The 17,393-nt window shown below is 67.6% G+C and carries 18 protein-coding genes; 10 read left to right on the top strand and 8 right to left on the bottom strand.

Annotated features, from left to right (window positions below):
* Window positions 1-15: 15 nt before the first annotated feature.
* Both hflX and hfq read right to left on the bottom strand, forming a co-directional pair.
* Complete coding sequence (gene hflX, locus BM360_RS02670) at window positions 16-1,308, bottom strand: GTPase HflX (protein WP_093310310.1); 1,293 nt, start codon at window positions 1,306-1,308, stop codon at window positions 16-18.
* A complete protein-coding gene (gene hfq / locus BM360_RS02665; RefSeq protein WP_093310307.1) occupies window positions 1,305-1,787 on the bottom strand; it encodes an RNA chaperone Hfq in 483 nt (160 codons plus the stop codon). Before hfq ends, hflX begins: the two co-directional genes overlap by 4 nt.
* A gap of 196 nt (window positions 1,788-1,983) precedes the next feature.
* Between hfq and BM360_RS02660 the strand changes: the two genes are divergently transcribed.
* Both BM360_RS02660 and BM360_RS02655 read left to right on the top strand, forming a co-directional pair.
* Complete coding sequence (locus BM360_RS02660) at window positions 1,984-3,273, top strand: MFS transporter (protein WP_093310306.1); 1,290 nt, start codon at window positions 1,984-1,986, stop codon at window positions 3,271-3,273.
* Entirely contained in the window at window positions 3,273-3,683 is a 411-nt protein-coding gene (locus tag BM360_RS02655) for a DUF1810 domain-containing protein (RefSeq protein WP_093310299.1), read from the top strand. Before BM360_RS02660 ends, BM360_RS02655 begins: the two co-directional genes overlap by 1 nt.
* Before the next feature lie 5 nt (window positions 3,684-3,688).
* Here the strand turns inward: BM360_RS02655 and BM360_RS02650 are convergent, their stop codons facing one another.
* Together BM360_RS02650 and eno are read right to left on the bottom strand one after the other, a co-directional pair.
* On the bottom strand, window positions 3,689-4,456 hold the full coding sequence (locus BM360_RS02650) for an SDR family NAD(P)-dependent oxidoreductase (RefSeq protein ID WP_093310296.1): 768 nt from the start codon (window positions 4,454-4,456) through the stop codon (window positions 3,689-3,691).
* Between the two features lie 14 nt (window positions 4,457-4,470).
* Complete coding sequence (gene eno / locus BM360_RS02645; protein WP_093310295.1) at window positions 4,471-5,745, bottom strand: phosphopyruvate hydratase; 1,275 nt, start codon at window positions 5,743-5,745, stop codon at window positions 4,471-4,473.
* Between eno and BM360_RS02640 the strand changes: the two genes are divergently transcribed.
* From BM360_RS02640 to BM360_RS02615, 6 genes are all read left to right on the top strand, one after another.
* Window positions 5,693-6,589, top strand: a complete 897-nt coding sequence (locus tag BM360_RS02640; RefSeq protein ID WP_131819163.1) for a hypothetical protein — start codon at window positions 5,693-5,695, stop codon at window positions 6,587-6,589. The genes eno and BM360_RS02640 overlap by 53 nt on opposite strands.
* A gap of 8 nt (window positions 6,590-6,597) precedes the next feature.
* Entirely contained in the window at window positions 6,598-6,948 is a 351-nt protein-coding gene (locus BM360_RS02635; RefSeq protein ID WP_093310291.1) for a phage holin family protein, read from the top strand.
* Entirely contained in the window at window positions 6,945-7,328 is a 384-nt protein-coding gene (locus tag BM360_RS02630; RefSeq protein ID WP_093310288.1) for a DUF3618 domain-containing protein, read from the top strand. Before BM360_RS02635 ends, BM360_RS02630 begins: the two co-directional genes overlap by 4 nt.
* A 10-nt stretch (window positions 7,329-7,338) precedes the next feature.
* Window positions 7,339-7,857: a hypothetical protein gene (locus BM360_RS02625; protein ID WP_093310283.1), complete on the top strand. Its 519-nt coding sequence runs from the start codon at window positions 7,339-7,341 to the stop codon at window positions 7,855-7,857.
* Between the two features lie 83 nt (window positions 7,858-7,940).
* Window positions 7,941-8,537 (top strand): MlaC/ttg2D family ABC transporter substrate-binding protein, encoded by a 597-nt coding sequence (locus BM360_RS02620; RefSeq protein ID WP_093310275.1) that lies wholly within the window; start codon window positions 7,941-7,943, stop codon window positions 8,535-8,537.
* Window positions 8,538-8,596: 59 nt separating this feature from the next.
* Window positions 8,597-8,824, top strand: coding sequence for a DUF4170 domain-containing protein (locus BM360_RS02615; protein ID WP_093310271.1), 228 nt, complete (start codon window positions 8,597-8,599; stop codon window positions 8,822-8,824).
* Between the two features lie 11 nt (window positions 8,825-8,835).
* On the opposite strand, the gene BM360_RS02610 is transcribed toward BM360_RS02615, so the two are convergent.
* The 4 genes from BM360_RS02610 to carA all read right to left on the bottom strand — a co-directional run bounded on the left by BM360_RS02610 (window position 8,836) and on the right by carA (window position 14,872).
* Window positions 8,836-9,468: a rhomboid family intramembrane serine protease gene (locus BM360_RS02610; protein WP_093310268.1), complete on the bottom strand. Its 633-nt coding sequence runs from the start codon at window positions 9,466-9,468 to the stop codon at window positions 8,836-8,838.
* Window positions 9,469-9,487: 19 nt separating this feature from the next.
* Window positions 9,488-9,964, bottom strand: a complete 477-nt coding sequence (gene greA / locus BM360_RS02605; protein ID WP_093310266.1) for a transcription elongation factor GreA — start codon at window positions 9,962-9,964, stop codon at window positions 9,488-9,490.
* Between the two features lie 82 nt (window positions 9,965-10,046).
* Window positions 10,047-13,379, bottom strand: coding sequence for a carbamoyl-phosphate synthase large subunit (carB, locus tag BM360_RS02600; RefSeq protein WP_093310263.1), 3,333 nt, complete (start codon window positions 13,377-13,379; stop codon window positions 10,047-10,049).
* A gap of 317 nt (window positions 13,380-13,696) precedes the next feature.
* A complete protein-coding gene (gene carA, locus BM360_RS02595; RefSeq protein WP_093310261.1) occupies window positions 13,697-14,872 on the bottom strand; it encodes a glutamine-hydrolyzing carbamoyl-phosphate synthase small subunit in 1,176 nt (391 codons plus the stop codon).
* A gap of 133 nt (window positions 14,873-15,005) precedes the next feature.
* Here carA and BM360_RS02590 point away from each other — a divergent pair, with 133 nt between their 5' ends.
* Window positions 15,006-15,461: a GatB/YqeY domain-containing protein gene (locus BM360_RS02590; RefSeq protein WP_093310258.1), complete on the top strand. Its 456-nt coding sequence runs from the start codon at window positions 15,006-15,008 to the stop codon at window positions 15,459-15,461.
* Window positions 15,462-15,517: 56 nt separating this feature from the next.
* Window positions 15,518-17,380: a DNA primase gene (gene dnaG / locus BM360_RS02585; protein WP_093310255.1), complete on the top strand. Its 1,863-nt coding sequence runs from the start codon at window positions 15,518-15,520 to the stop codon at window positions 17,378-17,380.
* The last annotated feature ends 13 nt before the right edge of the window (window positions 17,381-17,393 follow it).

The following is a 17,393-nucleotide window of genomic DNA, read 5'->3' as shown; positions in this document are numbered from 1 at the left end:
CGCTGGTAAAGCCGCTCAGTCGCGCGCGAGGAAACGCTGCCACTCCGGCTCGGTCATCCGCACCGCGATGGTCAACTGATCGTCTTCGACGGTCTGGTTGACCACCTCGCCATGCTGGTGAAGCCAGGCGATGGAGGCACCGTCCGCCGCCCCCACCCGGACGCTGCGCAGCCGCGCACCCTCGGTCAGCCGGCGGCCGACGATCGTACGAAGCGTCTCGATCCCCTCCCCCGACAAGGCGGAAACGGCGATCACGCCCTCCCCCAGCGTCGCTTCGGTCAGCACGCGGGTGCGGCCTTCCTCATCGAGCGCGTCGACCTTGTTCCACACCTCCAAAATGGGTGCGCCCTCAGGCCCGCCGACGCCGATCTCTTCCAGCACATGCGCCACATCCTCGGCCTGCGCCTCGGTATCGGGGTGGCCGATGTCGCGGACGTGCAGGATCAGGTCCGCCGCGGTCACCTCCTCCAAGGTGGCGCGGAAGGCGGCGACGAGCTGCGTCGGCAGGTCGGAGACGAAGCCCACCGTGTCGGACAGGATCGCCTTGTCGAGCCCCGGCAGGCTGATCTGCCGCATCGTCGGATCGAGCGTGGCGAAAAGCAGGTTCTCCGCCATGACGTCAGCCCCGGTCAGGCGATTGAACAGCGTTGACTTGCCCGCATTGGTGTAGCCGACCAACGCGACGACCGGCCAGGGCGCCCGCTGCCGCCGCGCACGGTGCAGCCCGCGCGTGCGGCTGACCTGCTCCAGCTCGCGCCGCAGCTTCGCCATTCGATCGCGGATCATGCGGCGATCCGCCTCGATCTGCGTCTCGCCGGGGCCGCCGAGGAAACCGAAGCCGCCGCGCTGCCGCTCGAGGTGGGTCCAGCTGCGCACCAGCCGGCCCGCCTGATAGTCGAGATGCGCGAGTTCGACCTGGAGGCGGCCCTCGGCCGTCGCCGCCCGCTCGCCGAAAATTTCGAGGATCAGGCCGGTGCGATCGATCACCTTGGTCTCGACCGCTTTCTCCAGATTGCGCTGCTGGATGGGCGACAGCGGCGCATCGACGATCAGCAGCTCCGCCTCCTGCGCCCGCGCCGCGGTGGCGAGGCTTTCCACCTGGCCCGATCCGAACAGGGTGGCGGGCTTCGGCTGGCGGAGCTTGAACGAGACCTTCTCGACCACGTCGATGCCGATCGCCTCGGCAAGGCCAGCCGCCTCGTCCAATCGCGCATCGACCGAGCGCGCCGCGCCACCCTGATCGGGCAACGCGACGATGGCCTTCGCGCCGCGGGCGAAATCATCTCCCTCGCGCTGAAAACCGCTCAAGCCGCATCCTCTTCGTCCACGCCTTGCAGGCGCACCGGGCGCTGCGGCTGGACGGTGGAGATTGCATGCTTGTAGACCAGCTGGCTCATGCCGTCGCGCCGCAGCAGCAGGCAGAACAGGTCGAACGCCGCGATCTCGCCCTGCAGCATCACGCCATTGACGAGGAACATCGTCACCGGCTCCCGCTCCCGCCGCACGGCGGTCAGGAAGATCTCCTGCAGCAGCGTCGCCTTCTTTTCCTCGAACGACTTCTCGACATCGCCGAGGTCCATCGGATGCGACGGCATGACGGTGGAAATTGCGTGCTTGTAGATAAGCTGGCTCTGCCCGTCGCGGCGCAGCAGCACGGAAAAATTGTCGAACCAGGTGATGATGCCCTGCAGCTTCACACCCTTGACGAGGAACATCGTCACCGGCGTCTTCGACTTGCGAAGCGAGTTCAGGAAAATATCCTGAAGATTGTTGACCTTGTCGGCCATATGATGCGGCCCTTCTATCTTGGCGGGTCGTAGTCCGCACGCGCGCCCCACCCGGAACGTCGCGCCGCCCCTGCCGGTTGCAGGGAGCGGGTAGAAGCTAACCCTTGTCCATCGGTGCGGCAAGCGGATCACCGCTGACATGGATTGCGTCCCCGCCCGCGACCTCGCAAGAACGGCAGCTCTCGGGGGAGGCTGCATGACAATGACCGGCATCGATCCGCGGCAGCGGCTGCGCTCCATCGTCGGCGGATCGGCGGGCAATCTGGTCGAGTGGTTCGACTGGTATGTCTATTCCGCCTTCACCCTCTATTTCGCGCCACACTTCTTCCCGGCCGAGGATCGCACCGCCCAGCTGCTCAGCGCAGCGGCGGTGTTCGCGGTCGGCTTCGTCATGCGGCCGGTGGGCGCTTGGATCATGGGCATCTACGCCGATCGGCACGGGCGCAAGGCCGGGCTGACCCTGTCCGTCACGCTGATGTGCCTGGGCTCGCTGATCATTGCGGCGACGCCCGGCTATGCCACGATCGGCCTGGCGGCACCGGCGCTGCTGGTCGTCGCGCGGCTGCTTCAGGGCCTTTCGGTCGGCGGCGAATATGGCGCCAGTGCCACCTATCTTTCCGAGATGGCGGGTGCGCGGCACCGCGGTTTCTACTCGTCCTTCCAATATGTCACGCTGATCTCCGGCCAGTTGCTCGCCATCTGCGTGCTGCTGCTGCTCCAGACGGTGCTGAGCGAGGCGGCGCTGGATGCGTGGGGCTGGCGCATCCCGTTCGTGATCGGCGGCGTCCTCGCCCTCGTTGTCTTCCGTATCCGCCGGGGGCTTGCCGAGACGGAGAGCTTCGCCAACGCGAAGGCCGCGGGGGCGCCGCCTGCCGGCTTCTGGGCGCTCATCCGCCATCACCCGCGCGAGACGGGCACGGTGATGCTGCTCACCGCCGGTGGCACGCTCGCCTTCTACGCCTACTCGATCTACATGCAGAAGTTCCTGGTCAACACGTCGGGGTTCGATCGGCAGACCGCCTCTGCGATCAACGGCGCCACCTTGTTCCTGTTCATGCTGGTCCAGCCGCTCGCCGGCGCTTTGAGCGACCGGATCGGGCGCAAGCCGCTGATGATCGGGTTCGGCGTGGCGGGCGTGCTGTTCACCTACCCAATCTTCTCCGCGCTGGAGCAGGTGCGCGATCCGTGGACCGCCGGGCTGCTGGTGATGGCCGCTTTGCTGATCGTCACCGGCTACACCTCGATCAACGCGGTGGTGAAGGCGGAGCTGTTCCCCGCGCACATCCGCGCACTGGGTGTCGCCCTGCCCTATGCACTCGCCAACATGGCGTTCGGCGGCACCGCCGAGACGGTGGCGCTCTGGTTCAAGCAGGCGGGGAACGAGCGGGGCTTCTACTGGTATGTCACCGCGATGATCGCCGCATCTTTGATCGTCTACCTGCGCATGCGAGATACGCGGACGCACAGCCGCATCCTGGAGGATTGATGGCCGGGCTTGACCGCTTCGTCACCGCACAGGATGCGATCTGGCCCACGCCGTTCGAGGAGATCCGTGCCGGCACGAAACGCAGCCACTGGATGTGGTTCGTCTTTCCGCAGATCGCCGGGCTTGGTCGCAGCGAGACGGCGCGCTTCTACGCCATCGCTGATCTTGAAGAGGCGCGCGCATATCTCGCGCATCCGCTGCTGGGGGAGCGGCTGCGCGCGTGCGTCGAGGCGCTCGCCGCCCTACCCCGCCCCGACGCCACGCACGTCTTCGGATCGGTCGACGCGCTGAAGCTGCGTTCCTCGCTCACGTTGTTCGCCGAAGCGGGCGGGGGTGCTGCAATCGAGGACGCGCTCGCCCGCTGGTTCGACGGGCCGGATGAAGCGACGCTCCGGCTCGTTCGGCCGTAAGCGGCTCAGCTCGTCGCGCCGCCGTCGATGATGATGGCCTGCCCCGTCATGTAGGAAGCGGCGTCCGATGCGAGGAACACCGCCGCCCCGGCAATCTCCTCCGGCTCGCCAACCCGGTCCATGGGCAGATCGCCGATCAACGCGCGCCTTTGCTCGGGATCGTCCCACAGCGCCTTGGCGAAGTCCGTCTTGATCAGCCCGGGCGCGATCGCGTTGAAGCGCACGTTGTGACGGCCATTCTCCTGCGCATAGTTGCGCACCAGCTGGAGGTCGGCGGCCTTCGAGACGCCATAGGCGCCGATCGTTTGCGATCCCTTCAGACCGGCGATGGACGAGATCAGGATCACCGATCCTGCCCGCCGCTCCACCATCTCGGGCAGCACCATCTGGATCAGCCAGTGATTGGCGAGGATGTTGTTGTCGAGGATCTTGCGGAAGCGGTCGTCCGAAATGCCGCTCAGCGAACCGAAATACGGGTTGCTGGCCGCGTTGCAGACAAGGATGTCGATCTGCCCGAACGCGTCGCGCGTACGATCGACCAGCGCCTGCAACTCGTCCTTGGAGCCGAGCGAGGCTGCCACGCCGATCGCCCTGCCCTCGCCATGCCGGGCGTTAAGCTCGCTCGCCACTTGGTCGCACGCCGCCTGCTTCCGGCTGGAAATGGCGACGTGTGCGCCCTGCTCCACCAGTGCCTCGGCGATGGCGCGGCCGATCCCGCGGGTCGAGCCGGTGACGATGGCGGCGCGGCCGCTCAGGTCGAAGAGCTTGCTCACGCCGCCCGGTCTCCTCAGCGCAGCACGTCGGTGCCGGCGTAGCGGGCGATGCCGCCCAGTTCCTCCTCGATGCGGATCAGCTGGTTATACTTCGCCAGCCGGTCCGACCGCGCGAGGCTGCCCGTCTTGATCTGGCCGCAGTTGGTGGCGACGGCGAGGTCGGCGATGGTATAGTCCTCCGTCTCGCCCGAGCGGTGCGACATGACCGCGGTATAGCCCGCGCGCTGCGCCATGCTGACCGCCTCCAGCGTCTCGCTCAGCGTGCCGATCTGGTTGACCTTGACCAGCAGCGAGTTGGCGAGGCCATCCTGGATGCCCTGCGCCAGCCGCGCCGGGTTGGTGACGAACAGGTCGTCGCCGACCAGCTGCACCTTGCCGCCCAGCTGATCCGTCAGCAGCTTCCAGCCCTCGAAATCGTCCTCACCCATGCCGTCCTCGATCGACAGGATCGGATAGCGGGCGCACAGGTCCGCCAGATAGGCTGCCATCTCGGCGGGCGAGCGCTTCACGCCCTCGCCCGCGAAATCGTAGACGCCGTTCTTGAAGAACTCGGTCGCCGCACAGTCGAGCGCCAGCATCACGTCCTCGCCGGGCCGGTAGCCCGCCTTCTCGACCGCCGACATGATGAAATCGAGCGCATCGGGCGCAGAGGCGAGGTTCGGCGCGAAGCCGCCCTCGTCGCCAACTGACGTCGCCATGCCGCGATCGTGCAGCGCCTTCTTCAGCGTGTGGAAGATCTCCGTCCCGCAGCGGAGCGCCTCGACCATCGAGTCCGCGCCGACCGGCATGACCATGAACTCCTGGAAGTCGATCGGATTGTCGGCATGCATGCCGCCGTTGATGATGTTCATCATCGGCACCGGCAGCACGTTCGCCGAAACGCCGCCGACATAGCGATAGAGCGGCAGCCCGCGCGCATCCGCCGCGGCCTTCGCCACCGCCAGGCTGACGCCCAGGATCGCGTTCGCGCCCAGCCGACTCTTATTCTCGGTGCCGTCCAGCTCGATCATTACCGCATCGATCTCGGCCTGATCCTCGGCGTCCAGCCCCTCGATCTCGTTCGCCAGTTCGCCATTCACCGCGTCGACCGCCTTGCCGACGCCCTTCCCCATCCAGCGATCCTTGTCGCCGTCGCGCAGCTCCACCGCCTCATGCGCGCCGGTCGATGCGCCCGACGGCACCGCGGCGCGGCCGAAGCTGCCATCCTCCAGGGTCACGTCCACTTCGACCGTGGGATTGCCGCGGCTGTCGAGAATCTGGCGGGCGTGGACATCGACGATCGCGGTCATTCGGCTGGGTTCCTTCTTGGTCGATTGGGTCTCGCGGGCGGCTCCTATCGGCCGCTCGGGGCGGTGGCAAATATCGGAAGGCGCGATGGAACGCCGCGAAGGGCAGGATGTTGAGGACGCGACACGAAATCTCCATCGCGAAGGATCGAGCGCCATGGCAACCACCCCGCTTCCCGAAGGCACCGACTCGGTGATCGACGACTCCGGCACGGAGATTGACGACACGGTGGGCAGCATCGACGCCACTGTTGCTGCGCCGATGGACTCCGGTGCCGAAGCGGATCAGGCGACGGCCACGACGACGCCTGGCGGCGAGAGCAGCAGCACGGGCGGCAGCGCATCCGGTGGCGCCACGTCCGGCACTACGGCCGGGTCGGGCGGTGCTGCCGGCGCGGCCGGCGACACGCTGCGCAACGCACGCGATCAGGCGAGCCAGAAGGCGCAGGACTTCAAGGGTCAGGCCACGGACAAGCTGCGCGCCTACGCGGTCGGCGGCAAAGACAAGGCGAGCGAGACCATCCAGGGCTTCGCCAAGATGCTCGAAGATGCCGCCGATCAGGTCGAGGAAAAGGTCGGGCCGCAATATAGCGGCTATGCCCGCCAGATGTCGCAGACGCTGGGCGGCTTCGCTTCGACCATCGACGAAAAGGACGTCGACGAGCTGTTCGAGCAGGCGCGCGATGCCGTGAAGAAGAGCCCGGGCATCGCGATCGGCGCGGCCGCCGCACTCGGCTTCGTCCTCGCGCGGGTGATCAAGGCCGGCCTCGACACCGGGACGAGCACGTCGACCGGCGCCGACAACGATGTCACCTTCACGCCTGCATCGTCAGGCGATCGGGCCTGATCCGGGACATGCTCGCGCCCTCCGATGATCTCGATCAGGCTGGCCTCGGCACCTTGCTGGGCCGGCTGGTCGACGACGGCAAGCGTTACGCCCGCGCCGAGGTCAATCTTCAGCTGGCGACGGTCAAGGCCCGCGTCAATCGGTCCAAGCTGGCGGTTGGCCTGCTCGGCGGCGCGGTGCTGCTCGTTCTCGCCGCGGTGATCGTCCTCGTGCAGGCGCTCGGTGAGCTGCTCGCCTGGTGGCTGGCCCCGCCGGGCGGCTATGCCGCCGCCGCGGTGATCACGCTCGTTTTGGCCTACATCCTCGTGCGCGTGGCGCTCGGCAGCCTCGCCACCGCAGCCAAGGCTCCGCTCGAATGACCGCGCCGAACACCGTAACCGCCGCCCGCAAGGAAGCGGAGGCCGCTCGCGCGGACTTTGCCGCCACGCTGCACGAGCTGCAGACCCGCCTGTCGCCGCGGGAGATGGCACGCAACGCGATGGACGTGGCGCGAGACCGCGGCGAGGATCTGGCGGAACGTGGCGTCGAGTTTGCCCGCGAGCGGCCCGGTGCCGCTGCCGGCATCGCTGCGGGTGGACTGGCGCTGCTGGCGCACCGGCCGCTGCTGCGCGGCCTCAAGAGCCTGTTCCGGCGCAAGCCGCGCAAATCCGTTCCGCCTCCCGGCACTGTCACGACGGCGCTCACCGCCCCTGCCCATCCCCCGCTGACCGTCGTCGTCGGCGGCAGCAACCCCGCTTGAGGAGATCCGCATGACCACCAACCAGGACCAGGACAGCGGCCGCCTCGCCGCGGCGCGCGAGAAGGTGAGCGAGACCGCCCACGCCGCGCTCGACACCGCCAGCGAAACGCTGGCCAGCGCACGCGATGCCGCCGGTGACACGCTGTCTACCGCCGCTCAGAAGGCCGGCGACATCTACAGCAGTGCTCGTGAAAGCGTCGGCTCCGCCGGCCGCACAGCGGCGCAGGGTGTTGAGGCTAATCCGCTTGCCGCACTCGCCGGTGGCATCGCCGCCGGCCTGATCGCCGGCGCGCTGCTGCCGCGCACGCAGAAGGAAGCGCAGCTGCTCGGTCCGCTCGGCGCCCGCCTCAGCGATGCCGCGCGCGAGGCGGTGAGTGCCGCCAAGGAAGCAGGCTTTGCATCATTCGACGAAGCGGGCTTCAACCGCGAGGCAATACAGGCACAGGTCGAGAAACTGCTCGACGGCGCCAGCAAAGCGGCAGGTGCGGCCGGCGGCGCGGCGCTGCAGGCCGTGAAGAAGCCGGCCTAAAGGGTTCAGCACCGGTTCAACGCCGGTGCGGCAGGGGCAGCCAAACGCTGCCCCGCGCCTTTCCGTATCGGAGACGACAAGACGTGAAGACCTTTCCTGCCCGTGCCGCTCTCGCCGCCCTGCTGCTCCCGCTGCCGCTGGGCCTAGCCGCCACGCCGGCTGCCGCGGCGGTGGATGCGAGCGATCCCGGCCGCTTCATCGATACGCTGGCGGACGAGGGTTTCGGCGCACTGCGCGGCGGCAACAAGGCTGCTGCGCGGACGCAGTTCCGCACCCTCCTGTCGCAGCACTTCGCGGTGGATGCGCTGGGTGATCGGCTGATCCGCCGCTGGTCCGCGAAGATCACCCCGGCCCAGCGCGCAGCCTACAAGGCGGCGCTGCCGAACTTCATCATCGGCACCTATGCGGATCGCCTCGCGCAGTATCGCGATGCGGACCTGAAGGTGGTGCGCACCGTTCCCGCCGGCGCTTCGGCACAGGTGATGACCACCGTGACGCGCCCGGGCGCCCGTCCGATCCCCGCGACGTGGACGGTGGACCGCGTCGGTAGCGGCTACAAGGTCAGCAACCTGACGGTCGGCGGCATCAACCTCGCGCTCGCGCAGGCGGCCGATTTCGACGCCGTGATCCAGCGTCAGGGCTTCGACGCGCTCATCGCCATGATGAAGAAGCGCGGCTAAGCATCGATCGGCGCGCGTCGGGTCTGGCCCGGGGCGCGCCAAACCCTTATGTGGCGCGCATGAGCAAGCTTCATCTCGTTTTCGGCGGCCGTGTACACAATCCGCAGGGGCTCGACTTCGTCGACCCTGCCGCGCTCGACATTGTCGGTATCTTTGCAGATTATAAGGCAGCCGAGGACGCATGGCGCGGCGCCGCGCAGCGCACCGTCGACGATGCGGAAATGCGCTACGTCGTCGTCCACCTCCATCGGCTGCTCGAGCCGGAGCTGGAGCCCAAGGCAGAATAGGTCTCGGCGGTTTAGTGCCGCCGCGTCCTTCCAAACCTCCAGCTCAACAGCGGCCGCGTCAGCAGCAGCCCCGCGACAAACCCGCCGATATGGGCGGGGACGGCAACCGACATGCCGCTATCGCGCGTTGCCACGCCAACCAGCAGATTGATGCCGATCCAGGCCGCTGCCAGCCAGGCGACGTTGGCCCAGCGGGTCAGACCGGCGTTGCGCAGCGTCAGCCGGCGCTCGCCGTACAGCAGCGCGTAGGTCGCCAGCACGGCCGAGATCGCACCGCTGGCGCCAACCATCGGCGTCATATCGAACGGCGACCACGCCCACTGCGCCGCGCCCGCAGCATAGGCGCCGACAACGTAAAGCAGCACCACGCCGCGCGCCCCCACGGCCGGCTCGATCAACCGCCCGCAGAAGCCAAGCATCAGAAGGTTCATAGCGAGGTGGACGACGCCGCCATGCAGCAAAGTGGCTGTCAGCGGCGTCAGCCATGCCGGCACCGCGCCGGGCACCTCGACACCGCTGAGCCGTGCGGGGACCAGCCCCGCAAGCAATGCGATGAGGCCGGGCGACGCCAGTGTAGAGATGGGGTAAGCGACCGCAGTCAGCCCGGCGATCGCTACAGTCGCCCGCGCGGGCGGCAACTTCACCGGAGTGACCGGCTTGAGGTCAGATGAACTCGATCTTCGAGACGACATAGTAGCGGTCGCCCGACGGCACCGTCACCTCGACCTCGTCATCCACGCTCTTGCCGATCAGCGCGCGACCAAGCGGACTGTTGTAGCTGATTCGCCCCGTCTTCGCGTCCGCCTCGGTCTGGCCGACGATCTGGTAGGTGACCGGCTTGTCCTCGTCGTCGAGCAACGTGACGGTCGCGCCGAACACGATCCGGTCGCCCGACAGCGTCGTCGGATCGATCACCATCGCGCGCGAAAGCTTGTCCTCGATGTCGGCGATCATCGCCTCGATCTGGCCCTGGCGCTCCTTGGCGGCATGATATTCGGCGTTCTCTGAAAGATCGCCGTGCGCGCGGGCTTCCTCGATCGCGTCGATCACCTGTGGCCGCTCGGCCTTCAGCGTCGCGAGCTGCTCGTTGAGCATGCGCTGGCCAAGTTCCAGCATCGGCAGCTTCTCGGCGGTCGCCATGCGTGCAGTCGTCCTTCGCGCAAATACAAGTCAAGCGGCCCCAAACGAGCGAGGCCGCATTTAGGTCCGCCACCGGCTAGGATCAGTCGGCGGACCGTGAATGATAGGATTGGAGCGGGCGCACTTCAAGGCTGCGCGCGGCCATCGCGCCGATCGCCGATACGGCAGCGACACCGGCAGCGGCGGTGGTGAACGACGGAATGCGCTGTTGCAGCGCCGCAGCCCGGATGGAAGCGGAATCGCGCAGCGACTGGCGGCCCTCGGTCGTGTTGAGGATCAGCTGCACGCCGCCATCCTTGATGCGATCGACGATGTGCGGCCGCCCCTGCGCCACCTTGTTGACGGTGCCAACGGTCAGCCCGGCCGCAGCCAGATGGCGGGCGGTGCCGGTGGTCGCGATCACTTCGAAGCCCTGGTCCAGAAGCTCGCGGACTGCGGGCACCACCATGTCCTTGTCGCCATCCTTCACCGACACGAAGGCGCAGCCCTGCTTCGGCAGCACCGTGCCCGCACCCAGCTGCGACTTGCCGAAGGCGGTGGCGAAATCGCGATCTATTCCCATCACTTCGCCAGTGCTCTTCATCTCGGGGCTGAGCACCGGATCGACACCGGGGAAGCGCGCGAAGGGGAATACCGCTTCCTTCACCGCGACATGATCGACAGCACGGTCGATCGCCGGCAGGCTGGCCAGCGTCTCGCCCGCCATCACCCGCGCGGCGATCTTCGCGACCGGGTGGCCGATCGCCTTGGCGACGAACGGCACGGTGCGGCTCGCGCGCGGATTGACCTCGATGAGGTAGACCAGCCCGTCCTTCACCGCATATTGCACGTTCATCAACCCACGGACGCCGAGCGCGAAGGCCAGTTCACGCGTCTGCCGCTCGATCTCTGCCACGATCTCCGGCGAGAGGCTGTGCGGCGGCAGCGAGCAGGCGCTATCGCCCGAGTGGACGCCCGCTTCCTCGATATGCTGCATCACGCCTGCGACGACGACTTCGCTGCCGTCGCACAGCGCGTCCACGTCCACCTCGGTCGCATCGCGGAGATACTGATCGATCAGCACCGGGGACGAGCCGGACACCTGCACCGCCGTTTGGATGTAGGCGTCGAGCCGGTCGGGCCCGTCGACAATCTCCATCGCGCGGCCGCCAAGCACGTAGGAAGGGCGCATCAGCACGGGATAGCCGATGCGCTCCGCCACCGCGATCGCCTCGTCCCGGCTGCGCGCGATGCCGTTGGCGGGCTGGCGGAGACCCAGCTTCTCGACCAGCGCGGCGAAACGCTCGCGGTCCTCGGCAAGGTCAATCGCGTCGGGGCTGGTGCCTAGGATCGGAATGCCCGCATCCGCCAGCTCCTGCGCCAGCTTCAGCGGGGTCTGTCCGCCGAACTGGACGATAACGCCGGCGAGCGTGCCGCTGGATTGCTCGAGCTCCAGGATCTCCAGCACGTCCTCGGCGGTCAGCGGCTCGAAATAAAGGCGGTCGGACGTGTCGTAGTCGGTGCTCACCGTCTCCGGATTGCAGTTCACCATGATCGTCTCATAGCCCGCATCCGCCAGCGCGAAGCAGGCGTGGCAGCAGCAATAATCGAACTCGATCCCCTGCCCGATCCGGTTCGGCCCGCCACCGAGGATGACGACCTTTTTGCGGTCGCTCGGTAGCGCCTCATTCTCGGGCTCACCGAAGGCCGGCGCCTCGTAGGTCGAGTACATGTACGGCGTCTTGGCGTCGAACTCGGCCGCGCAGGTGTCGATTCGCTTGAACACCGGCCGCACGCCGAGCTTGTGGCGCAGCGCGCGCACCTCGCGCTCGGTCACGCCGCCGGTCATCGCCTTGACGACATCGTGGATCAGGCCCGAGCCGCGCGCATCGGCCGGTTCGGCGCCGCGCAGGTTCGCCGACGACAGCGCCAGTTTTGCCAGCCGCTTGTCGGAAAAGCCCATCGCCTTCAGCCGGCGCATGCCCGCCGCGTCCTGCGGCAGCCCCTCGCGGCAGACCCGCTCCTCGGCCGCTACGATCTCGGCCATCCGCTCGACGAACCAGGGATCGTAATGCGCGGTGCCGCACACGTCCTCGATGGTGAAGCCTTCACGCAGCGCCTGCGCCGCGAGGAGCAACCGGTCGGGCGTGGCGCGGGAGAGCGCGGCGAGGATCGTGTCGCGATCCGCGCCCTTCAGCGCCTCGACCGGATCGAGGCCGGTCAGGCCCGTCTCCAGCCCGCGCAGAGCCTTCTGCAGCGATTCGTGGAAATTGCGCCCGATCGCCATCACTTCGCCGACGCTCTTCATGCTGGTCGACAGCAGCGGCTCGGCGCCTGCAAACTTCTCGAAGGCGAAGCGCGGGATCTTGGTGACAACGTAATCGATCGTCGGCTCGAAGCTGGCGGGCGTCGCGCCGGTGATGTCGTTGTCGATCTCGTCCAGCGTGTAGCCGACCGCAAGCTTGGCCGCGACCTTGGCGATGGGAAAGCCCGTCGCCTTGGAGGCGAGCGCCGAGGAGCGGGACACACGCGGGTTCATCTCGATGACGACCAGGCGGCCATCCTTCGGATTGACTGCGAACTGGACGTTGGAACCGCCTGTTTCGACGCCGATTTCCCGCAGCACCGCAATGCTCGCGTTGCGCATGATCTGATATTCCTTGTCGGTCAGCGTCAGCGCTGGCGCGACGGTGATGGAATCGCCCGTATGGACGCCCATCGGATCGACATTCTCGATCGAGCAGATGATGATGGCATTGTCGTTGCGATCGCGCACGACCTCCATCTCATATTCCTTCCAGCCGAGGACGGATTCCTCGACCAGCACCTCGGTCGTCGGCGACAGGTCGAGGCCCGACGTGACGATCTGGGTGAATTCCTCGCGATTATAGGCGATGCCGCCGCCCTGCCCTCCCATGGTGAAGGACGGCCGGATGATCGCGGGCAGGCCGACCTGTTCCAGCGCAGCAAGCGCCTCGTCCAGCGTGTGCGCAGTGGCGGAGCGCGGGCTTTCCAGCCCGATCTTGTCCATCGCATCGCGGAAGCGCTGGCGATCCTCCGCCTTGTCGATCGCGTCGGCATCCGCGCCGATCATCTTGACGCCGAACTTGTCGAGCGTGCCGTCGCGGAACAGCGCCAGCGCGGTGTTGAGCGCGGTCTGGCCCCCCATCGTCGGCAGGATCGCGTCGGGGCGCTCCTTCTCGATGATCTTGGCGACGATCTCGGGCGTGATCGGCTCGATATAGGTGGCGTCGGCCATGTCCGGATCGGTCATGATCGTCGCGGGATTGGAGTTGATCAGGATGATCCTGAACCCGTCCTCGCGCAGCGCCTTGCATGCCTGCGCGCCCGAATAATCGAACTCCGCCGCCTGCCCGATGACGATCGGGCCGGCGCCGACGATGAGGATGGAGGAGATGTCGGTGCGGCGGGGCATATTTACCTACTTCTTGAAGGCGGGGTCGACGGCCGTGAGCGGCCCGTATGCCCCATCAGCGAGCCTTTTCCACAAGGACACAACTTGTTCTGCGCGAGAGCCCGCGAGGACCACGGCCATGCCGCGCGACTCTGGGGCGCCGCTCAGGACGTTCCATCCTTCCTTTGTCAGAGCGGCGTGTGCCGCATTGATGGCGGTCGGCTCACCCGTGACACTCAGCAGGCAGGGACTCGCAGAAAGACCTTCCACTGCCGCGATTGCAGGACATTGATCTGTGCGGATGCTAATGATCGGAGGTGGTGGAGGCGGCTGGTCGATCATACGCCCCGCTCCAACTGGCTCACAAACTGCTCGAACAGATAGTGGCTGTCCTGCGGACCCGGGCTCGCCTCCGGATGATATTGCACGCTGAACGCCGGCTTGTCCGTCAGCCGCAGACCTGCAAGCGATCCGTCGAACAGCGAGAAATGCGTCGGCTCGACATTAGCGGGCAGGCTTTCCGTCTCGACCGCGAAGCCGTGGTTCATGCTGGTGATCTCGACGCGGCCGTCGTCAGTGCGCTTCACCGGATGGTTCGCGCCGCGGTGGCCCTGGTGCATCTTCGAAGTCTTGCCGCCGACCGCCAACCCGAGCAGCTGGTGGCCGAGGCAGATGCCGAAGATCGGCTTGGAGATGGCGAGCAGCTCGCGGATCACCGGCACCGCGTAAGCACCCGTCGCCGCGGGATCGCCCGGGCCGTTGGACAGGAACACGCCGTCGGGCTGATGCGCCATCACCTCGTCGAACGTCGCGGTCGCCGGCACCACCGTCAAGCGCGCGCCTGCCGCAACAAGGTTGCGCAGGATGTTGCGCTTCAGGCCGAAATCGATGGCGACGACGTGCGGACCATCCGGGTTGGCGGCGTGCGTGGCATAGCCTTCGCCCGCGCTCCACAGCCCGTCCTCCCACTTGTAGCTTTGGGTCGAGGACACCTGCTTGGCGAGGTCCATCCCCTCCAGCCCCGGCCAGGTGCGCGCCTGCTCGATCAACGCATCGACGTCGAAACGGCCGTCGCTCGCATGCGCGATGACGCCGTTCGGCGCTCCCTGAACGCGGATCGCGCGGGTCAGCGCACGCGTGTCGATGCCGGCCAGGCCGATGCGCCCGTTATTGCGCAGCCACCCGTCAAAGCGGTGCGTGGCGCGGAAGTTCGACGGGTCGGTCACGTCCTCGCGCACGATGCAGCCGAGCGCGTGCGGGTTCAGCCCCTCCACGTCATCCGGGTTCGCGCCGACATTGCCGATGTGCGGGAAGGTGAAGGTGATGATCTGCCCGGCATAGGAGGGATCGGTCATCACCTCCTGATAGCCCGTCATCGCGGTGTTGAAGCACACCTCGCCGACCGCCGCGCCTTCCGCGCCGAAGCCGCGGCCCCACAGGACGTCGCCATTCGCCAGCGCGAGACAACCGGTCGCGCCTTCGGGGGGCGTGCGTGAGGGCGTGGCGTCGGCCATGTCGGGCGGGCACTCCTGTTCGGGCTGGCGATGTCGCTAAGCGCCGCCCGCTAGACCCGGTTCCCTCGGGGGTCAACGTCTGTTCATGATGGATGGATCGGGCTAGACGCCTCGCTTTGGTTCAGAGGCGAGCATGATCCGGGACGATGTGAAGGCGGCGCAGATCGCCGCGATGAAGGCGGGCGACAAGGGCACCGTCGCCGCAACCCGGCTGATCCAGGCCGCGATCAAGAATCGCGACATCGAACTGCGCACCGCCGCCGCCCCCGCCGATGACGACGTGGTCGTCACCGAGGTGCTGCAGAAGATGATCAAGCAGCGCCGCGAATCGATCGACCTGTATCGCAAGGGCAATCGCGAGGAGCTGGCCGCGGCCGAGGAAGCCGAGGTCGCGGTGATCGAGCGCTTTCTGCCGCAGCAGATGAGCGAGGACGAAGCCAAGGCCGCGATCGATGCGATCGCGACCGAGATCGGCGCCGCGTCGGTCAAGGACATGGGCCGCGTCATGGCCGAGGTGAAGGCGCGCCACGCCGGCAAGATGGACATGAGCAAGGCGAGCGCGCTGGTGAAGGCGCGGCTGGCCGGCTGATCCATGGCAATCGGAGTCGCTTGCGGCTTCGATCGGTGCTAACCGTATAATCGCGCATGGCCCGCGCCGCACCATCGCCGAACCAAGCCCCCCGCCGCGGCGGGGGTGGGTTCGCGTTGCTGTCGCCCGCTTTCCTTGACGAACTGCGTGCCCGCACATCGCTGTCCGGCCTGATCGGCCGCACGGTGAAGCTGCAAAAGGCCGGGAACGAGCACAAGGCCTGCTGCCCGTTCCATCAGGAAAAGACGCCCTCCTTCTGGGTCAACGATCAGAAGGCCTTCTATCACTGCTTCGGCTGCGGCGCGCACGGTGACGCCATCCGCTTCCTCACCGAGGCGCGTGGCCTTGCCTTCATGGATGCGGTGAAGGAGCTCGCGGACGCGGCCGGGCTCGAACTGCCCGCCCCTACGCCCGCAGCCCGTGCGCAGGCGGAGCGCGAGGCCTCGCTGGGTGAGGTTGTCGAGCAGGCGGCGGCCTGGTTCCGCCAGCAGCTTGGCGGCATCGACGGCGCGGGCGCACGCGCCTACCTCGACAAGCGCGGCATCGGTGCCGAGGCGCGCGCCGCCTTCGGCATCGGCTTCGCGCCCGACAGCCGCGGCAAGCTGAAGGCCGCGCTGGCGGAGGCGGGCGAGGACCGGCTGGTCGAAGCGGGCCTCGTCATTGAAGTGGAGGGCAAGGAGCGCTACGATCGCTTCCGCGGCCGGCTAATGATCCCGATCCGCGATGCCAAGGGCCGCGCCATCGCGTTCGGCGGCCGCATCCTCGGCGATGGCGAGCCGAAATATCTGAACTCGCCCGAGACGCCCCTGTTCGACAAGGGCCGCACCCTGTTCAATCTCGACCGCGCGGGTCCGGCGAGCCGCCGTTCGGGTCGCCTGCTCGTGGTCGAGGGCTATCTCGACGTGATCGCGCTCGACCAGGCAGGCATCCGCGAGGCGGTCGCGCCGCTCGGCACCGCGCTCACCGAGCACCAGCTCGAGAGGCTGTGGCGGCTGGTGGACGAGCCGATCCTCTGCTTCGACGGCGACAAGGCGGGCCGCAGGGCCGCCGTCCGCGCGGCCCAGCGTGCCCTGCCGCTGCTCCGCCCCGGCAAGGCCCTCGCCTTCGCCTTGCTGCCCGAGGGGCAGGATCCCGACGATCTCGTCCGCAGCGGCGGCCCGGAGGCGATGGAAGCGCTGCTCGATGCGCCTGTGCCCCTTGCCACGTTGCTTTACGAGGCAGAGCGCGATCAGGTCGATCTCACCCGACCGGAGCTGCGCGCAGGCCTGCGGGCGAAGCTGGACGAGCTTGCCGGAACCTGCGCGGACCGCCTCGTCGCGGAGGAATTCCGCCGCACCTTCCGCGAATTGTTCTTCGAGGAATTCGGCTGGAAGAAGACGGAGCTGCGCGCCATCGCCGGCGCCATCCACCGCACGGGCGGCAATCCGGCGGAGGAACTGCCGCGCCGCACTGTCCGTGCGCTGCTGCTCGGGCTCAGCCGCCATCCGCGCACGCTGACGCGCCGGGCGGAAGATATCGCCTGCATCCGGATCGACGATCCCGATCTGAGACGCTGGCGGCAAGTGCTTGTAGACGCGACGTTTCGCCACCCCAATCTTGATGTCGACGCGGTCGAGGCCATATTGGGAACGGCGGTCATGCCCGAACTGCTGCGCTTCGCCGACGTGAGCGACCTGCGTTATCGCTTCACCGCGCGCACCTGCGATGCGGATGAGGCGGTGAGTCAGCTTGACGCGCTGATCTCGCTCCTGTGTGGGGAGCGTGAGATGAGCGATCAGTTGGCGGAGCTCGATCGGGCGGCGATAGCGGATGACGGCAGTGAGTGGGACGCCATCGAGGCGGCCCGCGGCCCACTCCGGGCGGGTTTGCGCGATCTGCACGAGCAGATGGCGGAACAGGCCTCGGGCGAAGCGATTTGAAGGACGGGACGGC

This window comes from Sphingomonas jatrophae, assembly GCF_900113315.1.
Classification (GTDB): Bacteria; Pseudomonadota; Alphaproteobacteria; order Sphingomonadales; family Sphingomonadaceae; genus Sphingomonas_P; species Sphingomonas_P jatrophae.
The sequence above is the reverse complement of the archived record's forward strand: the minus strand, read 5'-3'. Positions and strand labels throughout refer to the sequence as shown.